This is a genomic window from Mannheimia cairinae (assembly GCF_028649535.1).
In the GTDB taxonomy this organism is placed as follows: domain Bacteria; phylum Pseudomonadota; class Gammaproteobacteria; order Enterobacterales; family Pasteurellaceae; genus Mannheimia; species Mannheimia cairinae.
Window position 1 is genome coordinate 354,263 of the sequence record NZ_JAQSJE010000009.1, and the last position, 19,885, is coordinate 374,147.

Genomic DNA, 19,885 nt, shown 5'->3' on the forward strand with positions numbered 1-19,885 from the left:
CTGGGTTAAAGCCCTATTACTGCTTAAATATAGGGCTAAGCTTCAAGGCTAATTTTTGCCTTGTTATTATTTTAAAGTTTTGCAGTAATCCAATCTTGTGCCAATGCTAAAGCTTGTGGAATACTTTCAGGTTCTGAACCTCCAGCCATTGCCATATCAGGACGACCGCCTCCTTTCCCACCAACTTTCTGAGCCATTGCACCAACTAGCTCACCTGCATTTACTTTATTCGTTAAGTCTTTGGTCACACCTGCAATCAGATTTACTTTTCCATCTGTATTGGCAATAAAAACAATAATTGCACTTCCTAATTGATTTTTAAGATCATCAACCATTGTTCTTAATGCTTTTGGCTCAACATTTTCTAATTGTTGAATAACGACGTTTACTCCATTAATTTGGGTCGCTTGTTTTGCTAAATCAGCCCCTGCTTGAGCAGCTTGTTTTTCTTTTAGCTGCTGAAGTTCTTTTTCTGTACGTTTAGCTTTTTCTTGTAATTGAAGAATTTTTTCAACTAACGAATTGCTATCTGCTTTTAATAATTCTGCACTTTGTTGCATTGCTTGTTGTAAATTCTGTAGCCATGCTATTGCATTTTCACCAGTTAATGCTTCAATACGGCGAACACCTGCAGCAACTGCACCTTCTGAGGTGATTTTAAATAGACCAATATCACCTGTTTGTTTAACGTGCGTACCACCACAAAGCTCAATAGAGAACTCAGACATCTCAACAACACGCACAACATCACCGTATTTTTCGCCAAATAATGCCATTGCACCTTTTGCTTTTGCTGATTCAATATCCATTTCTTGGATAACGACATTGATATTCTCACGCACTTTTGTATTTACTATACGCTCAACTTCTTCAAGTTGCACCTTAGTAATCGCTTCTGGTTGAGAAATATCAAAACGCAATACATTTTCTGAAACCAAAGAACCTTTTTGGGTAACGTGATCACCTAATACTTGACGTAATGCAGAATGTAATAAGTGGGTTGCACTGTGATTTAATGTAATTGAGTGGCGACGCTCTTTATTTACTTGGGTAGCTACTTTATCACCGACAGAAAGAGTGCCTGAGGTTAATTGACCAATATGCCCAAAGACTTGACCATATTTTTGTGTATCTGCCACATCAAAATTGCAAATTTCTGATGAAATATAACCGCTATCACCGATTTGCCCACCCATTTCAGCATAGAATGGCGTTTTATCTAAAATAACAACTGCATTTTCGCCTGATTGAATAGATTCAACGGCTTGTCCATTACTAAATAAGGCAATAATTTTTGCATCTGTGAATTCGGTTTCGGTGTGTCCTACAAATTCCGTTTTGCCTTCGACTTTAATTACATTATTGTAATCTGTGCCGAAATTACTGCTTGCTTTAGCACGTTCACGCTGAGCTGTCATTTCAGCTTCAAAGCCTGCTTCATCAATCGTAATATCACGCTCACGGCAAACATCAGCTGTTAAATCTAATGGGAAACCATAAGTATCATAAAGTTTAAATGCGACTTGACCTGAAAGGGTTTTATTTTCTACTTTAGTTAAAGCATCTTCTAATAACGCTAAGCCACGTTCAAGTGTACGAGCAAACTGCTCTTCTTCTGCTTTTAAGGTCTTTTGGATATGTGCTTGTTTTTGGCTCAATACTTCACCAGCCTGCCCCATTACTTGAGCTAATGTCGGCACTAATTTATAGAAGAATGCTTCTTTAGCACCTAAAAGGTTACCGTGACGAACCGCACGACGAATAATGCGACGTAACACATAACCACGACCTTCATTTGAAGGAACGACTCCATCAGCAATTAGGTAAGAACAAGCTCGGATATGATCAGCAACTACACGTAATGATTTATTATCTAAATCTGTGACATTCAGTAATGAAGCCACTTCTTTAATTAATGTTTGGAAAATATCAATTTCATAGTTAGAGTTTACGTGTTGTAAAACTGCGGTCATACGCTCTAAGCCCATACCTGTATCAACAGAAGGCTTAGGTAGTTTTTCCATCGTACCATCGGCTTGGCGATTAAATTGCATAAATACAATATTCCAAACTTCAATGTAACGGTCACCATCTTCCTCTGGTGTACCAGGTAAACCGCCCCAATGTTCCGGACCATGATCATAGAAGATCTCAGTACAAGGGCCACAAGGACCAGTATCTCCCATTGCCCAGAAATTATCTGATGCATAAGCGGCACCTTTATTATCCCCGATACGAATAATATGATCTGCCGGTACACCTACTTCTTGATGCCAAATATCATAGGCTTCATCATCGGTTTCATACACCGTCACGTAAAGTTTTTCTTTTGGTAAACCTAACCATTGTGGAGAAGTTAAAAATTCCCAACCAAATTTAATCGCATCTTGTTTGAAATAGTCCCCAAAGCTGAAATTACCCATCATTTCAAAAAAAGTATGATGGCGAGCAGTGTAACCTACATTCTCTAAATCGTTATGCTTACCACCGGCACGCACACAACGTTGTGCTGTTGTTGCCCTTGTGTATGGACGTTTTTCTAAACCTAAGAAAACGTCTTTAAATTGATTCATACCCGCATTAGTAAATAATAATGTTGGATCATTTTCTGGTACTAAAGAGCTGCTCGGTACAATCGTATGACCTTTAGTTTGAAAGAACTCTAAAAAAGACTGTCTAATATCTGAAGTTGTTTTCATTGTGAAATACTCTTAAAAAAGAAAAGTTAAGCATTAAAATAATGCAACTATTTTACACATTTTTTATTATATTTTGTTAGCTATGTTTGTCTTATTTAAGCAATTTAGTCGTTTTTTTATCCAAACACTTGCATTTGCAGATAGACTTTAGCATCAATACGATATAGCACCCTACGGTGTAAATTTTCTTCAAAAAATAACCGCTTGAAGAATGCACAAACTTATCTCAAGCGGTTATTTTTATTTAACATTTAACAAAATTATTCTTCTGTTAGTGGCACTACTAACATATCAATAGTCACATTATTCATTACTTGGCGAGTAGAAGACATAAATTTACTCCAGAAGTCTTGATGATGCCCTGTAATCAATAAATCAACATTATGTTTTTCAACAGCCTCTTGTAAGACTTGGCTAAAATCACCTGTACCATTTAAGCAATCTGAAACTGGGTAATCTACCTTAGCGGCTAGCTCCGCTAATGCCGTATTGGTCTCCTCAACAACACTATCCTGTACTGAAGACATATTTATATCAATGAGTCCTGTGTATAAATCAGAGAAATTTACATCAACGTGAATAAGTGAAAGTTTTGCTCCACATTTTGCAGCTAAACCAGCACCTTTTCGAACTAAAACAAGACTTTCTTCTGAAAGATCGACTGCAACTAAAATATGTTTGTACATAATAAGCTCCTTGTTTTTAGGTTTATTCTTAATTTGTAGAGGCATACTAACACACTCTTTTTAATAAAAACTTGAAGTAGATCGCAAAACAGAAAATTTCTTAGAATTTTTTAATTACTCATTTCGGAGTATTGCTAATTTTTCCATCTCTCTTTGCTTAAGCTAAATTTTAGTGGTAAACTTTGTTCTAAATCAAATTTAAACTATTTTTCCTGATTAAGGTTGAATGAATGAAAATTGTATCTGAATCAAAATCGAATGGACGCACAGCTTGTACAATTCATTGCCAAAACTGCAGTATTAGCCAATTATGCTTACCATTTACCCTCAATGAAACTGAGCTAACACAGTTGGATAATATTATTGAACGTAAAAAACCTGTTCAAAAATCTCAAGTTATTTTTAAATCTGGCGATGAACTTCGTTCACTTTATGCAATCCGTTCCGGTACATTGAAAGCTTATACCTTAAGTGAAAGTGGTGAAGAACAAATTACAGGCTTTCATTTGCCTGGCGATTTAATTGGTTTTGATGCCATCACAAATATGAAGCACGAAGGTTATGCTCAAGCATTAGAAACTTCGATGATCTGTGAAATTCCATTTGATATTTTAGATGACTTGGCAGGAAAAATGCCAAAAATTCGCCATCAAATTATGCGATTAATGAGTAATGAAATTAAAAGCGATCAGGAAATGATTTTATTACTTTCTAAGATGAATGCGGAAGAAAAATTAGCGGCTTTTTTATATAATCTTTCTCAACGCTACTCTGCCCGAGGCTTCTCTGCTCGAGAGTTCCGCTTAACAATGACTCGTGGCGATATTGGCAATTATCTTGGTTTAACCATTGAAACTATTAGTCGCCTATTAGGCCGCTTCCAAAAAAGTGGAATGATCTCTGTACAAGGTAAATATATTATCATCAATAGTATGGAAGACTTAGCTGAACTTGCTGGTGCAATAAAACCTCAACAACAAGTTATTGCTCAAACTACTGCCTAATTATTCATTATTTTAAATCCCTTTTTTGATAATCATCAGAAAAGGGATTTCTGATCCGATCAGCTCATCAGCTTATTTGCTACATAGTGGCATATCCGCTATAATCGACACAATTTTTATCCCCCAAATCTAGAGGAATTTTTATGGGTATCTTAACTGGTAAACGTATTTTAGTAACAGGTTTAGCAAGCAATCGTTCTATTGCTTATGGCATTGCAAATGCAATGAAACAACAAGGTGCAGAATTAGCATTTACTTATTTAAACGATAAATTAAAACCACGTGTTGAAGAATTTGCAAAAGAATTTGGCTCAGATATCGTGCTTCCATTAGATGTTGCAACCGATGAAAGCATTACCGAATGTTTTACTGAATTAAGTAAACATTGGGAAAAATTTGACGGCTTTGTTCACGCCATCGCATTTGCCCCGGGCGATCAATTAGACGGCGATTACGTAAACGCTGCAACCCGTGAAGGCTACCGTATTGCTCACGATATTAGTGCATATAGCTTTGTTGCAATGGCACAAGCAGCTCGCCCATTCTTAAATGAAAATGCAGCACTCTTAACATTAAGCTACTTAGGTGCAGAGCGTGCAATCCCTAACTACAATGTAATGTGTTTAGCGAAAGCATCATTAGAAGCAGCAACACGTGTTATGGCGGCAGATTTAGGTAAACAAGGTATTCGTGTAAATGCAATCTCAGCGGGCCCAATTCGTACATTAGCAGCTTCTGGCATTAAAAACTTCAAGAAAATGCTATCTGCATTTGAAAAAACAGCTGCATTACGTCGTACTGTGACTATTGATGATGTAGGTAATTCAGCTGCATTCTTATGCTCAAACTTAGCTTCTGGTGTAACGGGCGAAGTGTTACACGTTGATGCAGGTTTCAGCGTAATGGCAATGGGCGAATTAGGCGAAGAAGAATAATTTTTCGTATTAACCTCAAAATATCCCCCTCTTTCTGGAGTAATCTCGAAAGAGGGTTTATTTATTTTATAAGATTATCAGTATTATGTTTCAAAACAATCCTCTTTTAGCTCAGCTAAAACAACAAATTGAAGCCAATAAAGAATATGTAGAAGGCTATGTGAAAGCCTCTGATAAAGCATTCGGCTTTTTAGAATGTGATAAAAAAAGCTATTTCATTCCACCAATGGAAATGAAAAAAGTAATGCACGGCGATACCGTAAAAGCCGTAGTTAAACGTGAAGGCGATAAAGAACAAGTGGAAATCGACTCTTTAATCGAGCCAATGTTAAGTCGCTTTATTGCACAAGTGCGTTTAAATAAAGAAGGTAAATTACAGTTATCGGTCGATCACCCAAGTATTAAACAAAACATTCCAGCCAATACCCACAAATCGGTTACAGAAAAATTAGAAAATGGCGACTGGGTTGTGGCACAACTTAAAACACACCCATTACGTGATGACCGTTTTTTCTTCTCTCAAGTGACTCAATTTATTTGTAAAGCTGATGACAACTTTGCTCCTTGGTGGGTAACCCTTGCTCGCCACGAACAACCTCGTGAACCAGTAGCTAATGAAAAAAGCTACGAATTGCACGATGAGCTGCCTCGTGAAGATTTAACACACTTATATTTCACAACTATCGACAGCCCTAGCACGCAAGATATGGACGATGCTCTATTCATTGAACCGATTGAAGAAAATGGCTCACAAACAGGCTGGCGATTAGTGGTGGCGATTGCCGACCCAACCGCTTACATTCCTGAAAATTCTAATATTGAAAAAGCCGCCCGCCAACGCTGTTTTACCAACTATTTACCGGGTTTTAACATTCCGATGTTGCCCCGTGAGTTATCAGACGATCTCTGCTCTCTCGTTCCAAATGAAAAACGTCCTGCATTAGTTGGCTTTATCGAAACCGATTTAGAAGGAAACTTAACCAAAGAAGCGACCTTTACTTCGGCTTGGGTAGAATCTAAAGATCGCCTCGCTTATGATGATGTTTCTGATTATCTTGAAAAGGTTGAAAATGCGTGGCAGCCAGCATCTTCTGAAACCAAACAACAAATTGATTGGTTACATCAATTTACACAAGCCCGCATTCAATGGCGAGCTAAAAACGCATTAGTATTTAAAGAACAAGGCGACTATACGTTTGAATTAAATGAAGACGGTTCGGTAAAAGATATTCACGTGGAATACCGCCGCATTGCGAATCAAATGATTGAAGAGTCTATGATTATCGCCAATATTTGCTGTGCAAAATTTTTAGCCGCAAATGCCAATACCGGCGTATTTAACACCCACTCAGGCTTTGATAGCAAAAACTATGAGTCAGTTAAATCATTCTTACTGCAAACGTTAGCCACAGAAGAAAACCTTGAAGCACTTTCTGAACGCTACTCTGCCGAAAGATTAGCAACGCTAGAAGGCTACTGCGAAATGCAACGAGATATTCAAGATTTTCCTGAAAAATTCTTAGAATTGCGTTTACGTCGTTATTTAACTTTTGCAGAATTTAAAGCAGAAGTTGCACCGCATTTTGGTTTAGGTATCAGCCATTACGCTACTTGGACATCGCCTATCCGTAAATATGGCGATATGGTAAACCATCGTTTAATCAAACAAGTATTGTTAGGTAAACAAATCAATGCGGTTGAGGAATCGGTATTAACTCGCTTGCAAGAAGCTCGCCGCCAAAATCGTTTAGTTGAGCGTGATATTGCGGATTGGCTATATGCTCGTTACCTCTTCCCAATGGTGGAACAAGCGGTCGAATTTGACTGTGAAATTGCAGATGTTTCCCGTGGCGGTGTGCGTGCAAAAGTGATTAAAAACGGAGCACAAATTTTCGTCCCATTCTCGACATTACACGATAATAAAGAGGAAATGGACTACCGCCAAGAAGAACTTGCACTTTACATCAAAGGCGAAAAGGCCTACCAAATCGGGCAAGCGGTTAAGGTAAAACTAACCGAAGTTCGCTTAGAAACCCGTTCTATTGTAGGGAATATTATTTGAATGGCAAGCGGTCAAATTTTAGAATTATTTTGCAAAAATTTGCAAAGTTTCGATAAAATTTGACCGCTTGTTTTAAATTTTGAGGAGAAAAAATGGCAACCTATATTGTAGGCGATTTACACGGCTGTTTTAAAGAATTTCAACTTCTACTCGACAAAGTAAAATACGACCCAACGCAAGATGAGCTTTTTCTAACCGGCGATCTCGTTGCCCGTGGCGAAGATTCTCTTTCTTGCTTACGCTTCGTCAAAGATCCTGCAAACAATGCGAAAACCGTTCTTGGCAACCACGACTTGCATCTACTTTCGACCCTGCTAGGAATAAAAAAAGTTAAACCGAATGATAAAGTCGATGCCATTTTTGAAGCGAAAGATCGTGCTGATTTGCAAAATTGGCTAAGAAATCAACCGCTTGTTATTCAACACCCTACGCATAAATTCCTACTCACTCACGCAGGAATCAGCCCTGAATGGGATCTTCCAACTACGCTAGCCTGTGCAAAAGAAGCAGAACAGATTTTACAACGTGAAGATTATGCCAACTATCTTGCTCAAATGTACGAAAACCACCCAGAGCGTTGGCACTCCGACTTGCAAGGTATTGAACGCTGGCGATATATTATTAACGTCTTTACCCGAATGCGTTTTTGCTACACTGACAAGCGGTTAGATTTTTTATGTAAATCACCTATCGAAGAGGCTCCAAAAGAGCTTGTTCCGTGGTTTGAATTAGATAATCCTTTATTTAGCAATACAGATATTTTATTTGGACATTGGGCAAGTTTAATGGGGAAATGCTCTCGCCCTAATATCTACGCATTAGATACCGGCTGTGCGTGGGGAAGCTATTTAACAATGATACGCTGGGAAGACAAACAAATCTTTACCCAAATGCGTTTAAAATAAGCAAATAGGCTATAACCCACTTGCGTGCAGCTGCTTTTTCTATTAGAATTCCTCCCACATTGCGACTATAGCTCAGTTGGTTAGAGCACCACCTTGACATGGTGGGGGTCACTGGTTCGAGTCCAGCTAGTCGCACCATTATTTTTAAGCACGAAAATCACTTTTCGTGCTTTTTTATTTAAAAAACTTTAAATATCAATCACTTATTGTTATTTAATATATCTCCATAATGTAGCATAATTCCTATAAAACCTACGTTTTTAATATAAAATATAGTATTTATTGATTGTTTATACTCTCTATTTATATTCCTTTGCACAAATTTGCACACACGAACTGCACACCAAATAACTTGCTCCCATAGGGATCCACACTATTCTTGCACTTTTGGTTTTTATTACCTCTTACGTATTAATTTCTCCTACCAGATTACCGCCGATTCCAACGTTCTAAGTTACTTAATTGGACTTATTTTACCTACTAGGTTTTAGATTTTTCTGCTCCACGGTAAAAGTCTGTAGCAATTCTATCGGGTGATTACATTAGTTAAATCAACCTCGGCAATAATGATAAGGTGAATAGTATTTCATTCATTCTGGGGCTATAAACAATTTTAAAATGAGATTATTTTTCAAAAGCGTGAGGATTTGCGAATTGAGATGGGGTTTAACAAGTACTGTTATGGTCGCTTTAATGATTATAGTCAGGGGTAAAGTCGGCGAGTATGAATAATGGTAATGATGAAAATATTCTTATATAGTTTAATACTGCTCTGTTCATAGCCGGTAAACTCAACAACATTTTCTAAAATTTCATTGATATTATTGCGTGCTTTTGGTATTAAGATTAGCCATAAACAACATCTCTATTTCGGCTTAACTCCATCTCTTTTTTCTGCTCTAATTGCTTTTTAATTTGTTGTTTGGCAGTATCAAAAGAAATACCTTGCCCAGCTTTGAGTTGTTCTATTCCAACACGAATTTACTCTGCTAAAAATTCATCATAACCTTTTTCTTTAAACATATATTACCCCTAAAAAGCGATCAATTTTATGGCATTGTCCGCTTTTATAATGAAACTGGCAAATTAGCCTCTATCCCTAACAAGAATCTTGCTCTTGCCAGTTTTTTAGTCCGCATACAAAAAACTACACTTTAATCGTTAAGTTGTATTCAACTTTTAAAGTGTAGTTTACAAAATGCAGCTTTTACTTATTAAGCAATTATTTTTTTGAGCTGTTCTGCATACGCATTCCAGTCTGTAATTGGACGAGTGGCAACACCTGTTCTAATTGCTTCTTTCGCTACCCCAATAGAAACATTAACAATTAAACGTGGGTCAAATGGTGTTGGTATTACATATTCTGGGCCATATGATAATTCGCCATATGTTGAAAGAACTTCAAACGGAACTGGTTCTTTTGCTAAATCTGCAATCGCTTTTGCTGCAGCCATTTTCATCTCTTCATTAATTGTTGTTGCACCAACATCTAATGCTCCACGGAATAAGAATGGGAAACAAAGCACGTTATTTACTTGGTTATTAAAATCTGAGCGACCGGTGCACACAATCGCATCTGGGCGAACCGCTTTTGCTTCATCAGGGGTAATTTCAGGAATTGGGTTCGCTAAAGCAAGAATGAGTGGATCTTTTGCCATCGTTTTTACCATTTCTTGAGTTAATGCACCACCTTTAGAGCAACCTAAGAATACATCTGCATTAGCAACCGCATCAGCTAACGTTCTCCAACCATTATCTTCGATTGTATAGAATTGTTTGGTTTCGTCCATTTTGTCGCCACGGTCTTTGAAAATAACACCTTTTGAGTCGCACATTGTGATATTTTCTTTTTTGAAGCCTAGTGAGTGTAATAAATTGGTACAAGCAATCGCAGAAGCACCCGCCCCATTTACAACCAAACGTACATTTTCAATATTTTTACCTACAATATTTAAACCATTAAGTGCAGCCGCACCTACAATAATTGCGGTACCGTGCTGATCGTCGTGAAATACTGGAATCCCCATACGCTCACGTAGTTTTTTCTCTACATAGAAACATTCTGGTGCTTTAATATCTTCAAGATTAATTCCACCAAATGTCGGTTCTAATGAAGCAATAATATCCACTAATTTTTCAGGATCTGTTTCATTAATTTCGATATCAAATACATCAATACCTGCAAATTTTTTGAATAATACACCTTTTCCTTCCATTACCGGTTTAGAGGCTAAAGCACCAATATTACCTAAACCTAACACTGCTGTACCATTAGAAATAACTGCAACCAAGTTGCCTTTTGCCGTATAACGACGTGCTGTTGATGGATCTTTTTCAATTTCTAAACAAGGTTCTGCTACGCCAGGAGAGTATGCTAGGGCTAAATCGTGTTGAGTTGTTAATGATTTGGTTGGTGTGACTGAGATTTTTCCAGGAACAGGAAATTCGTGGAAATCAAGGGCTTGTTGTTTTAAATCGCTCATTTTAATACCTTATATTTTTAACTAATTAAGTAATCACAAGTTTTAATTGCTGTATTCTACCGCAAAAAATTTTTATTTTTTTGATTAAACTCTAATTTTTAACATTTTTACAAAAAATAATTCGATTTTGTAAAAAAATGATTAAAAACAACCGCTTAAATTAACTAAATTTAGGTATAGCTAGAATTTTAGCTAATAAATAATTGATAACTTCTGTTGCAATATCAACACTATTCACTTGCTCTATTCCTTCAAAGCCTGGGCTGGCATTTACTTCTAAAATCAAGCTTTCGTCTTGTGTTCGTAGAAGATCGATTCCAGCCATATCTAAGCCTATTGCTTGGGCTGCTTTTATCGCTATTTTTTGTTCTTGTTCTGTTAATTGAATAGGTTGAGCTGTTCCACCTTGATGAAGGTTAGCTCGAAATTCATTACTAGCACTAATTCTCTGCATCGCTGCAACAATATTATTACCAATCACAATAGCTCGAATATCTTGCCCTTTGGATTCTCTAATAAATTGTTGGCATAAATAAGATTCGCTAAGCTGATGAAAGGTAGATAACACACTTTCTGCATTTATTTGATTTTCAAACAACATCACACCTTTGCCCTGTGATCCATTTAAAACTTTAGCAATTATTGGAAAATCATACTGATTTATTTGTTCAGAAACAGAAACTAAACTGCCTGATAATGAGGTATTTGGCACTGGTAATTGATAAGCCATTAATCTTTGTAAGCTTTTCCATTTATTTCGAGCAAGTTCAAAGGCATCCGCTCGATTAAGTACGGGTGTTCCTTTGGCTTCAAAATGTCGCAGAACGTAACACCCCATTTCAGTGCTAGCAGTACCAAACCGAGGCAATACCGCATCATATTCGGATAATTTCTGAAGATGAGGACAATTTTTATCATACTCCTCACCATATTGGTAAAAAAGTTCAAATCGTCCATTATCTAAGGCTAATAACATTCGGTTAGGATCTAAAATATCTAATTCAATCCCTTTTCGTGTGCAAGCCTCTTTAAATTTTTGGCAACTATACAAGCGTGGCTCACGGCATAACATTAGCCATCTCATTTTTTCAATAAACCTTTTTGATTGAAAAACGGTAAAATATGAGGGCGAACCGCTTTATTTAAGGTTTTATCAATTGCAGCCTGCCATTGTTGTGGTTGCCCTGTTCTAGCTTCATAGTAAGCGGTTAAATTTGCATTATATTTTGCAAATTCTTGCTCATTTAATGGCTGATATTGATTAGTGTAGCAGACTAAACTTGTTGGTAAACGAGGTTTTAGCCCTGGTTCTTGTGCTGGATACCCTAAACACATTCCAACTAATGGCACACAATACTCAGGTAAATTTAATAATTTTGATACCCGTTCAATATTATTTCGCAATGCTCCAATATAAACACCGCCAAGCCCAAGAGATTCTGCAGCTAACAATACATTTTGAGCAAACATCCCTGTATCAACAGCCCCAATTAGGCTTACTTCCGCCCAATCTAATTGAGATTCTGGTACTAACTGTTTGTGTTTATTAAAATCAATACAAAACACAAGAAACTCTGGGCAATCTGCTACATATTGCATACCAGAAATTTCTCTTAATGCCTCACAAATAGATTTATCTGTAATACGAATAACGCTAACACATTGTAAATGATTAGACGTTGATGCCGCTTTTCCTGCATTAATCAATGTTTGGAAGATTTCTTCTGAAATAGGTTCTTGCGTAAATTTTCGAATGGAACGATGAGACAATATTGTATCTAAGGTAGGTTTGCTATTCATTCTAATTTCCTAAAGCTTGTTCAAATAATTTTTCCCGCCTAATGCATTTACTTGGCGAATAATCCAAGCTTGCCGTTTTCGCATAGATGGACCTGGTTTATCTACTTTATAAACAATAGGGTTTGGTAAGGAAGCCGCCAATAGTGCAGATTCTTGTAATGTTAAATTTTTAGCTGATTTCTTAAAAAAATGTTGAGCTGCAGCTTCAACCCCAAAAATCCCCTCGCCAAATTCTGCAATATTCAGATAAACTTCTAAAATACGCTCCTTTCCCCAAATTTTCTCTAGTATAATGGTAAGAGGTACTTCAATGCCTTTTCTTATCCAACTTTGACCGTGCCATAAGAACATATTTTTTGCGGTTTGCTGTGAGATAGTCGAACCACCTCGTACTTGTTTTGATTTTGAATTATGTAACAATGCCGTTTCTATCGCTTTGAGATCCAACCCAAAATGGCTTTCAAATTTTTGATCTTCGGAAGCAATTACCGCCATTTGCATTTGCCAAGCTATATTATTAAGATTAACCCACTCTTTTTTTATTTGATAATCGTTACCTTGTAACACATTTTCAATTTTCTTTTGCACCATATAAGATGAATAAGGCACAGGAAAAATGGAAAATAAAAGTGTGAAAATAATAAAGAAGCTTCCAAAAAAAGTTATAATTCGACTAAAAATAAACCATAGCCAGCCTTTTTTAGAGGATATTTTTTTAGGTATAAAAAAAAGCATTAGCTTCTTAAATAATTTAGTCAGCCATCTGCTTTTAGTCTTTGCCATTTACCCTACCATTTACCCATTGTAAAAAATCTTGGTCTAAGGTTTTAAGCATATTAGAACCTCGTGTAATTGTCGCTGCACTGGTATTTAGCTTTTGTTGAATTTCACGTTGTGATTCATTTCCGTCTAATAATGCTTGTACAATTTGCAAACGAAGTCCTAATGATCCTCGCTCATCCGCTGTTAAAAATAGAGAGAAAAACGGCTCTAATTTATCTTCTTCAACAGCCTGTTTTAAGAGTACTAAAAACTGCTCCCACTCTTTAGCATCTCTTTGGTTATAAAGTGTTTTCATTCCTTTTCCTCAATAAAACAAGCGGTCATAAAAATGCTATTTTTTGCAAAAAATCATTTAAAAACAACCGCTTGTTTATCTATTATTTCTTCGCTTTTTTACCACCACGTTGGTCGTCTAAAGCGGCACCTTTTGGTACGCTAAATTTAAATAGTTCGTTTGAAACATTGCCTGTTGTAATGTTTCTTAGAATATATAAATTACTTTGTCCATCACGTTCAATCGTGCTGAATCCTTTTAACAAACCACCTTGATCAATACGTATATCAAATTGCTTTAAGTTACTTTTTTTCGATTTTGGTTTAAGCACAAAAGTATCTGCATTTTGGGTTACATCATATTGCTCCCAATGGCTTTTATCGCTACTGGTTAAAAGCACAAAAGGCGTATTATTTACCGCATCTTGCACTGTATTTACCGTTACTTGCGAAACAAAAGGATCGTAAAACCATAAATCTTTTCCATCAGAAACAATCAAATTCTCTTGTGGTGATTTGGTATCCATTCTAAATAAATTAGGACGTTTTACTTGAAACTTACCGTTACCTTTTTGGATCTCTTTACCTTTGCTTGAGCGTACTGTTTGGTCAAAGTCTGCACTGTATTGACTAACCTGCTCTAAACGACGTTGTAGTTCAGCAACAGATTGAGCATCCGCCAAAGCACTCCCTGCTAAACCTAATAGTGCCAAGCTAAATACCGATTTTTTAAATAATGTTTTCATCTGTTTTCCTTATTGTTAAAGAAGAATAAGTGGTTCTTCTTTGACAATGAAATAACTAAAAGTTTCATATTAATGCACTACTACAACAATACAATAAAATAATATGGTTGTATAGATTAATGTGCTTCATCCCAATTATCGCCAACACCAACCTCTGCAATTAGCGGGACGTTAAGCTTAATCGATTTTTCCATTTCTGTTTTAATCAACTGGCTGTAATGCTCAATTTTATCGGCTTTCACTTCAAATACTAATTCATCGTGAACTTGCATAATCATTGTGATTTCATCATTGTTGCGAATTGCTTTATCAATCCCAATCATTGCCACTTTGATGATATCTGCCGCTGTGCCTTGCATTGGGGCATTGATTGCCACCCGTTCTGCCGCTTTACGTAAAATCGCATTACTAGATTTAATATCCGGCAGATATAAACGGCGACCAAATAGCGTTTCAACATAGCCTTTTTCTGCTGCTACTTCTCGAATATCGGTCATAAAATGTTGTACGGCTGGGTAGCGTTGGAAGTAGAGATCCATATATTTTTGTGCCTCTGCTCGCCCAATACCAAGTTGGTTCGATAATCCAAATGCCGACATACCATAAATTAAGCCGAAGTTAATCGCCTTAGCACTACGACGTTGTTCGCTTGTTACTTCATCAAGTGCAACATTAAAAATTTCTGAGGCAGTCGCTCGGTGAATATCTTTGCCTTCCGTGAAAGCCTCGATCATTCCCTCATCATTAGAGAGATGTGCCATTATGCGTAGCTCAATTTGAGAGTAGTCCGCCGCCACAATTTTATAGCCTTCTCGGGCAATAAAGGCTTGGCGAATTCGTCTTCCCTCTTCATTGCGGATCGGAATATTTTGTAAATTCGGATCGCTTGATGAAAGTCGCCCCGTTGCTGTAACCGCTTGGTTGTAAGAGGTATGCACCCGCCCTGTTTTTTTATTAATCAGCTGCGGTAGTTTATCTGTATAAGTGGATTTTAATTTGCTTAGCCCACGATGTTCCATTAACAATTTCGGCACAATATGCCCTTTTTGAGCTAACTCATCTAATACTTCCTCATTAGTAGAAGGAACCCCTTTAGGTGTTTTTTTCAACACAGGTAAGCCTAATTTTTCAAACAGAATTTCTTGTAACTGTTTGGTTGAGGCTAAATTAAAACTCTGCCCTGCCTCCGTATGCACTAATTGCTCGATCTCTTTTAAGCGTTGTTCAATTTCTACCGATTGAGCCAATAATTTTTTCGGGTCAATCAATACCCCATTGCGTTCAATACGAGAAAGTACGCTTACCAACGGCATTTCGATTTCATCAAACAGTTTGACTAATTCTGGCTCTTTGGCTAGATTTTCCCATAAGACTTGGTGTAATTTCATTGTTACATCGGCATCTTCTGCCGCATATTCCGCCGCTTTTTCAATCTCAATTTTGTCAAAAGTAAGTTGATTTTTGCCTTTGCCGGCAATCTCCTCAAATGGAATCGTTTTATGCCCTAAATAGCGATATGCCAAATCATCCATATTATGGCGACCTGTACTATTTAGAGTGTAAGATTCAATCATCGTATCAAATGCCACACCTTGCAGTTCAATACCGTAATTGGCAAAAATGGTTAGATCATATTTAATATTTTGCCCGATTTTTTTAATATCTGCGTTTTCTAAAATCGGTTTTAATTTGTTTAAACAAGAGGTTAAATTTAGCTGATTTTTTACCAATTCTTCGCCTGTTTCTGCATTATCATCTTCTGCTTCTGCAAACATATCCGCTTGCTGAGGCTGAGCTTTTTGTTTATGCCCAAGCGGAATATAGCAAGCCTCGCCATTTTCTAAGCCTAATGAGATCCCAACTAGATTAGCGGATATTGCATCAAGACTGTCGGTTTCAGTATCAATGGCAAAAACACTTGCCGATTGTAACTTTTTAAGCCATTCCGCAAATTTTGCCTCCGTATCTACCGTTTCATATTGACTACGGTCGATCTCAATTTGCGTGGCAGTTGCAAATTTTTCGTCTTTTTTGACCGCTTGTGTCGCTTGGTAGTTATTCGGAACTTTTTCTGCTGCTACTTGTGTTAATGGATTAGCATTTTGATTCACTTCATTTAGCCAACGTTTAAATTCGTAATGTTCAAATAGTGTGGCTAATTCCGCTCGATTTTGTGGCTGAGTTAAAAGTTGATCGTGCGTAACCTCTAATTCTACATCGGTTTTAATGGTAGCAAGCAGATAAGATAAATCTGCATTGGCTTTTTCAGCCTCTAATTTAGGAGCGAATGTTTTTGCCCCACGGAAAGAGAGGGTAGCAATTTGGTCTAAATTTTCATAAATCTGTTTTAGTGAACCGATGCCTTGCAATAAGGCGAGTGCAGTTTTCTCCCCCACCCCTTTCACACCGGGGATATTGTCTGATGAGTCGCCCATTAATGCTAAGAAATCGATAATCAATTCTGGTGGAATACCATATTTTTCAATTACACCTTGACGGTCTAACAAGGTATTGTTCATTGTGTTAATCAACATAATGTGATCGTTCACCAGTTGTGCCATATCTTTATCGCCGGTGCTGATTAACACATCTTTGCCATCTTTTGCAGCTTGTACTGCAAGGGTGCCGATAACATCATCAGCCTCAACCCCTTCAATCGAAATAAGTGGAATACCTAAGGCTTTAATAATTTTATGAAGCGGTTGAATTTGCGAACGTAGCTCATCAGGCATTGGCGGACGGTGCGATTTGTATTGCTCGAATAGTTCATCTCGGAAGGTTTTGCCTTTTGCATCAAACACCACCGCAATATGGCTTGGTTCAACTTGTGAAATCAGGCTTTTTAGCATATTGAGTACACCATACATCGCCCCTGTTGGCTCGCCACTACGATTAGTTAGCGGAGGAAATGCGTGAAATGCACGATATAAATAAGAAGAACCGTCCACAAGAACGAGGGGATTTTGTGCGATTGTTGCCATAAAAATCTCTTTATTATCAATAAAATATTGGCTTTATTATACAAGATTAAGGGCATAAAAGGATAAAAAAAGCGTATTTCTGCCATTGCCGAAATACGCTCTATTAGCTTAAGATAATTCTTAGAATGAACCGCCAACACCCATCATAATTGCAAATAATGCGAGTTGAATTTCATTTTCAGTCAATTCACGGCCATTTAATAGCAGCTTGCCATTTTCAGCAATAAGTTCTATGCCAATACTTTTACCATCAACGTTTCTTAATCCGCTAAACTCTGCATTTGCAAAAGCAGTATCCACTTCTTGTTTAGCTCTTGCTTTGGCTTCATCTTCGCTTAATTTTTCTTTCACCATCGCAATTTGGCGAATAATATCTTCTGCATACTCACGATTTACATTAGATGTAAATTTACTCGGTGAGAGCGTTTTAATTATTTCATCATAATTACTCAGGTTTTGAAGGTCGAATGACGCAACATTTAAGAGCAATGCTAAATCAAATTTACCGTTATCTTTTTCAAAAGAGAAATTATTAATATCGAATTTGAATGATTTGGCTAATAATTGTAAAAGCATTTCGCCTGTTTCACTATTTTCTAAAGCGTCTGGCTCTGAAAATGCAGGAATAAGATCATTTGCTAATTTGGCATCAAAATCATAAGCCATATCCATTTTCCACTTGCCTAGCTCCACACCTTCTATACTGAAAGAGCTTGCATCTAATTTACCATTAGAAATAAAACGATCGCCTTTTAACGCATTCTCACCGTGAATCACAATATCTTTAATTTGTGATAATTTGGCATTTTGTTGTTCAGCTTCTTGGAATTGGAATTCAACAGATTTAATCTTCGCACTACCTTTACCTAATCCTAAATTTTCATATCCCTGTTGTTTTCCCGTCTGGATATCATAAGACATTCCTTGTAGTTGCAAAAATCCTTCTTCTGAGATGAATTTTAGATTATCTAAATAAACTGTACCCTCTGTATTTTTCGTCCCTTGATCGTAACTATATTCTACTTTAAGTGGTGTAACCTCTACTGCTGCAGTCTCATCACTAAAATTAATTGAAGATAATGTAAACTCTCCATCAGCTTTGCCAGAATAGTGAATATTAGTAATACCAGTGCCTAATTGCTCACCCAGTATTTTTTTTAGCTGTTCTGGTGCTTGTACATTATTTTCCACACTCATTAATACAGGCGATAAATTAAATTTAGCTAAGCGATTTAATGGCAGGGGGCCGTGATGGATTTTATCATTACCGATAAAAGTCAGTTTTTCATCAGCAATCTCAATGTCTAAACTATATGTTGCATCTGAACTAAAGAAATGACGCTGGATTTGAACATCTTTAATGGCAATATTGCTACCATACTGAGCATTAATTACATTTAATTGGCTATTTGCCTGCTCAACTAATTGATGATATTTTTCTTCAACTTGTTTACCTGTGTACCAGCTTCCGCCAACGGCTACTGCACCAATAACCGCAACCACTGAAGTGGCAATTTTAGTTAATTTCATATTTTTCCTTACGTTGTAAATAGAATGTTAAGAATGATAAGTATCTGAGTAGATTACCACTTTTTCTTATCTGTTCAACTATTAACTTGAGATATTTTCTTAATTCGCCGTTTTTCCTATAAAAAACGCTTTTAACCTTTCGTTAAAAGCGTTTGCAAATTATTTGGAAAATATAACCGCTTGTAAGATTAAGCTTTCGTTGCAGCTTTCATTGATTTGACAAACTCAGCCATTTCTTTAACTAAATTCGCTTGATTGCCCAAATTACTTTCGATAATTTTCACAATTGCTGAACCTGAAATCGCACCATCTGCACCTAACTGTAGTGCTTCTTTAACCTGTGTAGGTTTTGCAATACCAAAGCCTTGCAAAATCGGAGCGGATTTTGCTTGTTTTAAACGTTCCACTAAATTATCTAAATTACTGGCGTGAGATTGATTTTCTGCACTGGTTACACCTGCACGAGAAACTAGATAGGTGTAACCTTCTGTTAATTGGGCAATACGTTCAATCGTCTCTTGATCTGCATTTGGTGGGCAAATAAATACAGATTGAACACCGTATTTTTTAGCAGTAATACTAAATTCTTCTGCAGCAAGCACCGGCACATCAGCAATTAAAACCGCATCCACACCAGTTTGTTGGCAACGTTGGAAAAATACATCTGCTGTAGGTACAAAAATCAAATTTGCACATAGTAGTAAACCGATTGGAATATTAGGATATTTTGCTCGGATTTGTTCAATCATTTTAAAGCAAGCATCCGTGCTATAGTCGCCATCTAAAGCTCGCTTATTGGCGGCTTGAATAACGGGGCCATCAAGAAGCGGATCAGAAAACGGAAAACCTAACTCTAAAGCATCTGCCCCATTAGCAATCATTGTTTCAATAATTTCAAACGAGCGTTCAAAATCAGGGTCACATAGCGTAACAAAAGGTACAAAAGCCCCTTCTTTTTTCGCTTTTAGTTCTGTAAATAAAGTATCAAAACGGCTCAT

At 37.0% G+C, this 19,885-nt stretch carries 15 protein-coding genes and 1 tRNA gene; 5 read left to right on the forward strand and 11 right to left on the reverse strand.

Annotation, left to right across the window (positions count from 1 at the left end; genetic code table 11):
- Nucleotides 1-71 precede the first annotated feature (71 nt).
- Both alaS and PTQ27_RS10670 read right to left on the reverse strand, forming a co-directional pair.
- Complete coding sequence (alaS, locus tag PTQ27_RS10665; protein ID WP_273748688.1) at nucleotides 72-2,699, reverse strand: alanine--tRNA ligase; 2,628 nt, start codon at nucleotides 2,697-2,699, stop codon at nucleotides 72-74.
- A 260-nt stretch (nucleotides 2,700-2,959) separates the two neighbouring features.
- Nucleotides 2,960-3,385 carry a universal stress protein gene (locus PTQ27_RS10670; RefSeq protein ID WP_273748687.1) on the reverse strand — a complete coding sequence of 142 codons (426 nt, stop codon included), beginning with the start codon at nucleotides 3,383-3,385 and terminating at the stop codon, nucleotides 2,960-2,962.
- A gap of 230 nt (nucleotides 3,386-3,615) precedes the next feature.
- On the opposite strand from PTQ27_RS10670, the gene fnr reads away from it, so the two are divergent.
- The 5 genes from fnr (at nucleotide 3,616) to PTQ27_RS10695 (ending at nucleotide 8,429) form a co-directional block, all read left to right on the forward strand.
- Nucleotides 3,616-4,389 (forward strand): fumarate/nitrate reduction transcriptional regulator Fnr, encoded by a 774-nt coding sequence (fnr, locus tag PTQ27_RS10675; RefSeq protein WP_273748686.1) that lies wholly within the window; start codon nucleotides 3,616-3,618, stop codon nucleotides 4,387-4,389.
- Nucleotides 4,390-4,532: 143 nt separating this feature from the next.
- Nucleotides 4,533-5,324 carry an enoyl-ACP reductase FabI gene (locus PTQ27_RS10680; RefSeq protein WP_273748685.1) on the forward strand — a complete coding sequence of 264 codons (792 nt, stop codon included), beginning with the start codon at nucleotides 4,533-4,535 and terminating at the stop codon, nucleotides 5,322-5,324.
- Between the two features lie 85 nt (nucleotides 5,325-5,409).
- Nucleotides 5,410-7,386 (forward strand): exoribonuclease II, encoded by a 1,977-nt coding sequence (locus PTQ27_RS10685; RefSeq protein WP_273748684.1) that lies wholly within the window; start codon nucleotides 5,410-5,412, stop codon nucleotides 7,384-7,386.
- Between the two features lie 92 nt (nucleotides 7,387-7,478).
- Entirely contained in the window at nucleotides 7,479-8,291 is an 813-nt protein-coding gene (gene apaH, locus PTQ27_RS10690; RefSeq protein ID WP_273748683.1) for a bis(5'-nucleosyl)-tetraphosphatase (symmetrical) ApaH, read from the forward strand.
- Between the two features lie 61 nt (nucleotides 8,292-8,352).
- Nucleotides 8,353-8,429 (forward strand) — tRNA-Val (locus PTQ27_RS10695).
- A gap of 1,076 nt (nucleotides 8,430-9,505) precedes the next feature.
- Here PTQ27_RS10695 and PTQ27_RS10700 read toward each other — a convergent pair.
- From PTQ27_RS10700 to trpA, 9 genes are all read right to left on the reverse strand, one after another.
- Complete coding sequence (locus PTQ27_RS10700; RefSeq protein WP_273748682.1) at nucleotides 9,506-10,774, reverse strand: malic enzyme-like NAD(P)-binding protein; 1,269 nt, start codon at nucleotides 10,772-10,774, stop codon at nucleotides 9,506-9,508.
- A gap of 160 nt (nucleotides 10,775-10,934) precedes the next feature.
- Entirely contained in the window at nucleotides 10,935-11,858 is a 924-nt protein-coding gene (locus PTQ27_RS10705; RefSeq protein WP_273748681.1) for an ATP-grasp domain-containing protein, read from the reverse strand.
- Entirely contained in the window at nucleotides 11,855-12,574 is a 720-nt protein-coding gene (gene nfsA, locus PTQ27_RS10710) for an oxygen-insensitive NADPH nitroreductase (protein ID WP_273748680.1), read from the reverse strand. Before nfsA ends, PTQ27_RS10705 begins: the two co-directional genes overlap by 4 nt.
- Before the next feature lie 9 nt (nucleotides 12,575-12,583).
- Nucleotides 12,584-13,357, reverse strand: a complete 774-nt coding sequence (gene mtgA / locus PTQ27_RS10715; RefSeq protein WP_273748679.1) for a monofunctional biosynthetic peptidoglycan transglycosylase — start codon at nucleotides 13,355-13,357, stop codon at nucleotides 12,584-12,586.
- Complete coding sequence (trpR, locus tag PTQ27_RS10720; RefSeq protein ID WP_273748678.1) at nucleotides 13,344-13,652, reverse strand: trp operon repressor; 309 nt, start codon at nucleotides 13,650-13,652, stop codon at nucleotides 13,344-13,346. The genes mtgA and trpR overlap by 14 nt, the downstream gene beginning before the upstream one ends.
- Before the next feature lie 82 nt (nucleotides 13,653-13,734).
- Nucleotides 13,735-14,376 carry an outer membrane lipoprotein periplasmic chaperone LolA gene (gene lolA / locus PTQ27_RS10725; RefSeq protein WP_273748677.1) on the reverse strand — a complete coding sequence of 214 codons (642 nt, stop codon included), beginning with the start codon at nucleotides 14,374-14,376 and terminating at the stop codon, nucleotides 13,735-13,737.
- Between the two features lie 116 nt (nucleotides 14,377-14,492).
- Complete coding sequence (gene polA / locus PTQ27_RS10730) at nucleotides 14,493-17,357, reverse strand: DNA polymerase I (protein ID WP_273748676.1); 2,865 nt, start codon at nucleotides 17,355-17,357, stop codon at nucleotides 14,493-14,495.
- A gap of 120 nt (nucleotides 17,358-17,477) precedes the next feature.
- Nucleotides 17,478-18,887 carry a YdgA family protein gene (locus PTQ27_RS10735; RefSeq protein WP_273748675.1) on the reverse strand — a complete coding sequence of 470 codons (1,410 nt, stop codon included), beginning with the start codon at nucleotides 18,885-18,887 and terminating at the stop codon, nucleotides 17,478-17,480.
- 188 nt (nucleotides 18,888-19,075) lie between these two features.
- Entirely contained in the window at nucleotides 19,076-19,885 is an 810-nt protein-coding gene (gene trpA, locus PTQ27_RS10740; protein ID WP_273749047.1) for a tryptophan synthase subunit alpha, read from the reverse strand.

What these genes read in the sequence shown, in the direction of transcription:
- trpA (WP_273749047.1), bottom strand. Translation starts at nt 19,885, where the DNA reads ATGAGCCGTTTTGATACTTTATTTACAGAACTAAAAGCGAAAAAAGAA.
- PTQ27_RS10705 (WP_273748681.1), bottom strand. Translation starts at nt 11,858, where the DNA reads ATGAGATGGCTAATGTTATGCCGTGAGCCACGCTTGTATAGTTGCCAA.
- PTQ27_RS10735 (WP_273748675.1), bottom strand. Translation starts at nt 18,887, where the DNA reads ATGAAATTAACTAAAATTGCCACTTCAGTGGTTGCGGTTATTGGTGCA.
- mtgA (WP_273748679.1), bottom strand. Translation starts at nt 13,357, where the DNA reads ATGGCAAAGACTAAAAGCAGATGGCTGACTAAATTATTTAAGAAGCTA.
- trpR (WP_273748678.1), bottom strand. Translation starts at nt 13,652, where the DNA reads ATGAAAACACTTTATAACCAAAGAGATGCTAAAGAGTGGGAGCAGTTT.
- fnr (WP_273748686.1), top strand. Translation starts at nt 3,616, where the DNA reads ATGAAAATTGTATCTGAATCAAAATCGAATGGACGCACAGCTTGTACA.
- PTQ27_RS10700 (WP_273748682.1), bottom strand. Translation starts at nt 10,774, where the DNA reads ATGAGCGATTTAAAACAACAAGCCCTTGATTTCCACGAATTTCCTGTT.
- apaH (WP_273748683.1), top strand. Translation starts at nt 7,479, where the DNA reads ATGGCAACCTATATTGTAGGCGATTTACACGGCTGTTTTAAAGAATTT.
- PTQ27_RS10680 (WP_273748685.1), top strand. Translation starts at nt 4,533, where the DNA reads ATGGGTATCTTAACTGGTAAACGTATTTTAGTAACAGGTTTAGCAAGC.
- alaS (WP_273748688.1), bottom strand. Translation starts at nt 2,699, where the DNA reads ATGAAAACAACTTCAGATATTAGACAGTCTTTTTTAGAGTTCTTTCAA.
- PTQ27_RS10670 (WP_273748687.1), bottom strand. Translation starts at nt 3,385, where the DNA reads ATGTACAAACATATTTTAGTTGCAGTCGATCTTTCAGAAGAAAGTCTT.
- lolA (WP_273748677.1), bottom strand. Translation starts at nt 14,376, where the DNA reads ATGAAAACATTATTTAAAAAATCGGTATTTAGCTTGGCACTATTAGGT.
- polA (WP_273748676.1), bottom strand. Translation starts at nt 17,357, where the DNA reads ATGGCAACAATCGCACAAAATCCCCTCGTTCTTGTGGACGGTTCTTCT.
- nfsA (WP_273748680.1), bottom strand. Translation starts at nt 12,574, where the DNA reads ATGAATAGCAAACCTACCTTAGATACAATATTGTCTCATCGTTCCATT.
- PTQ27_RS10685 (WP_273748684.1), top strand. Translation starts at nt 5,410, where the DNA reads ATGTTTCAAAACAATCCTCTTTTAGCTCAGCTAAAACAACAAATTGAA.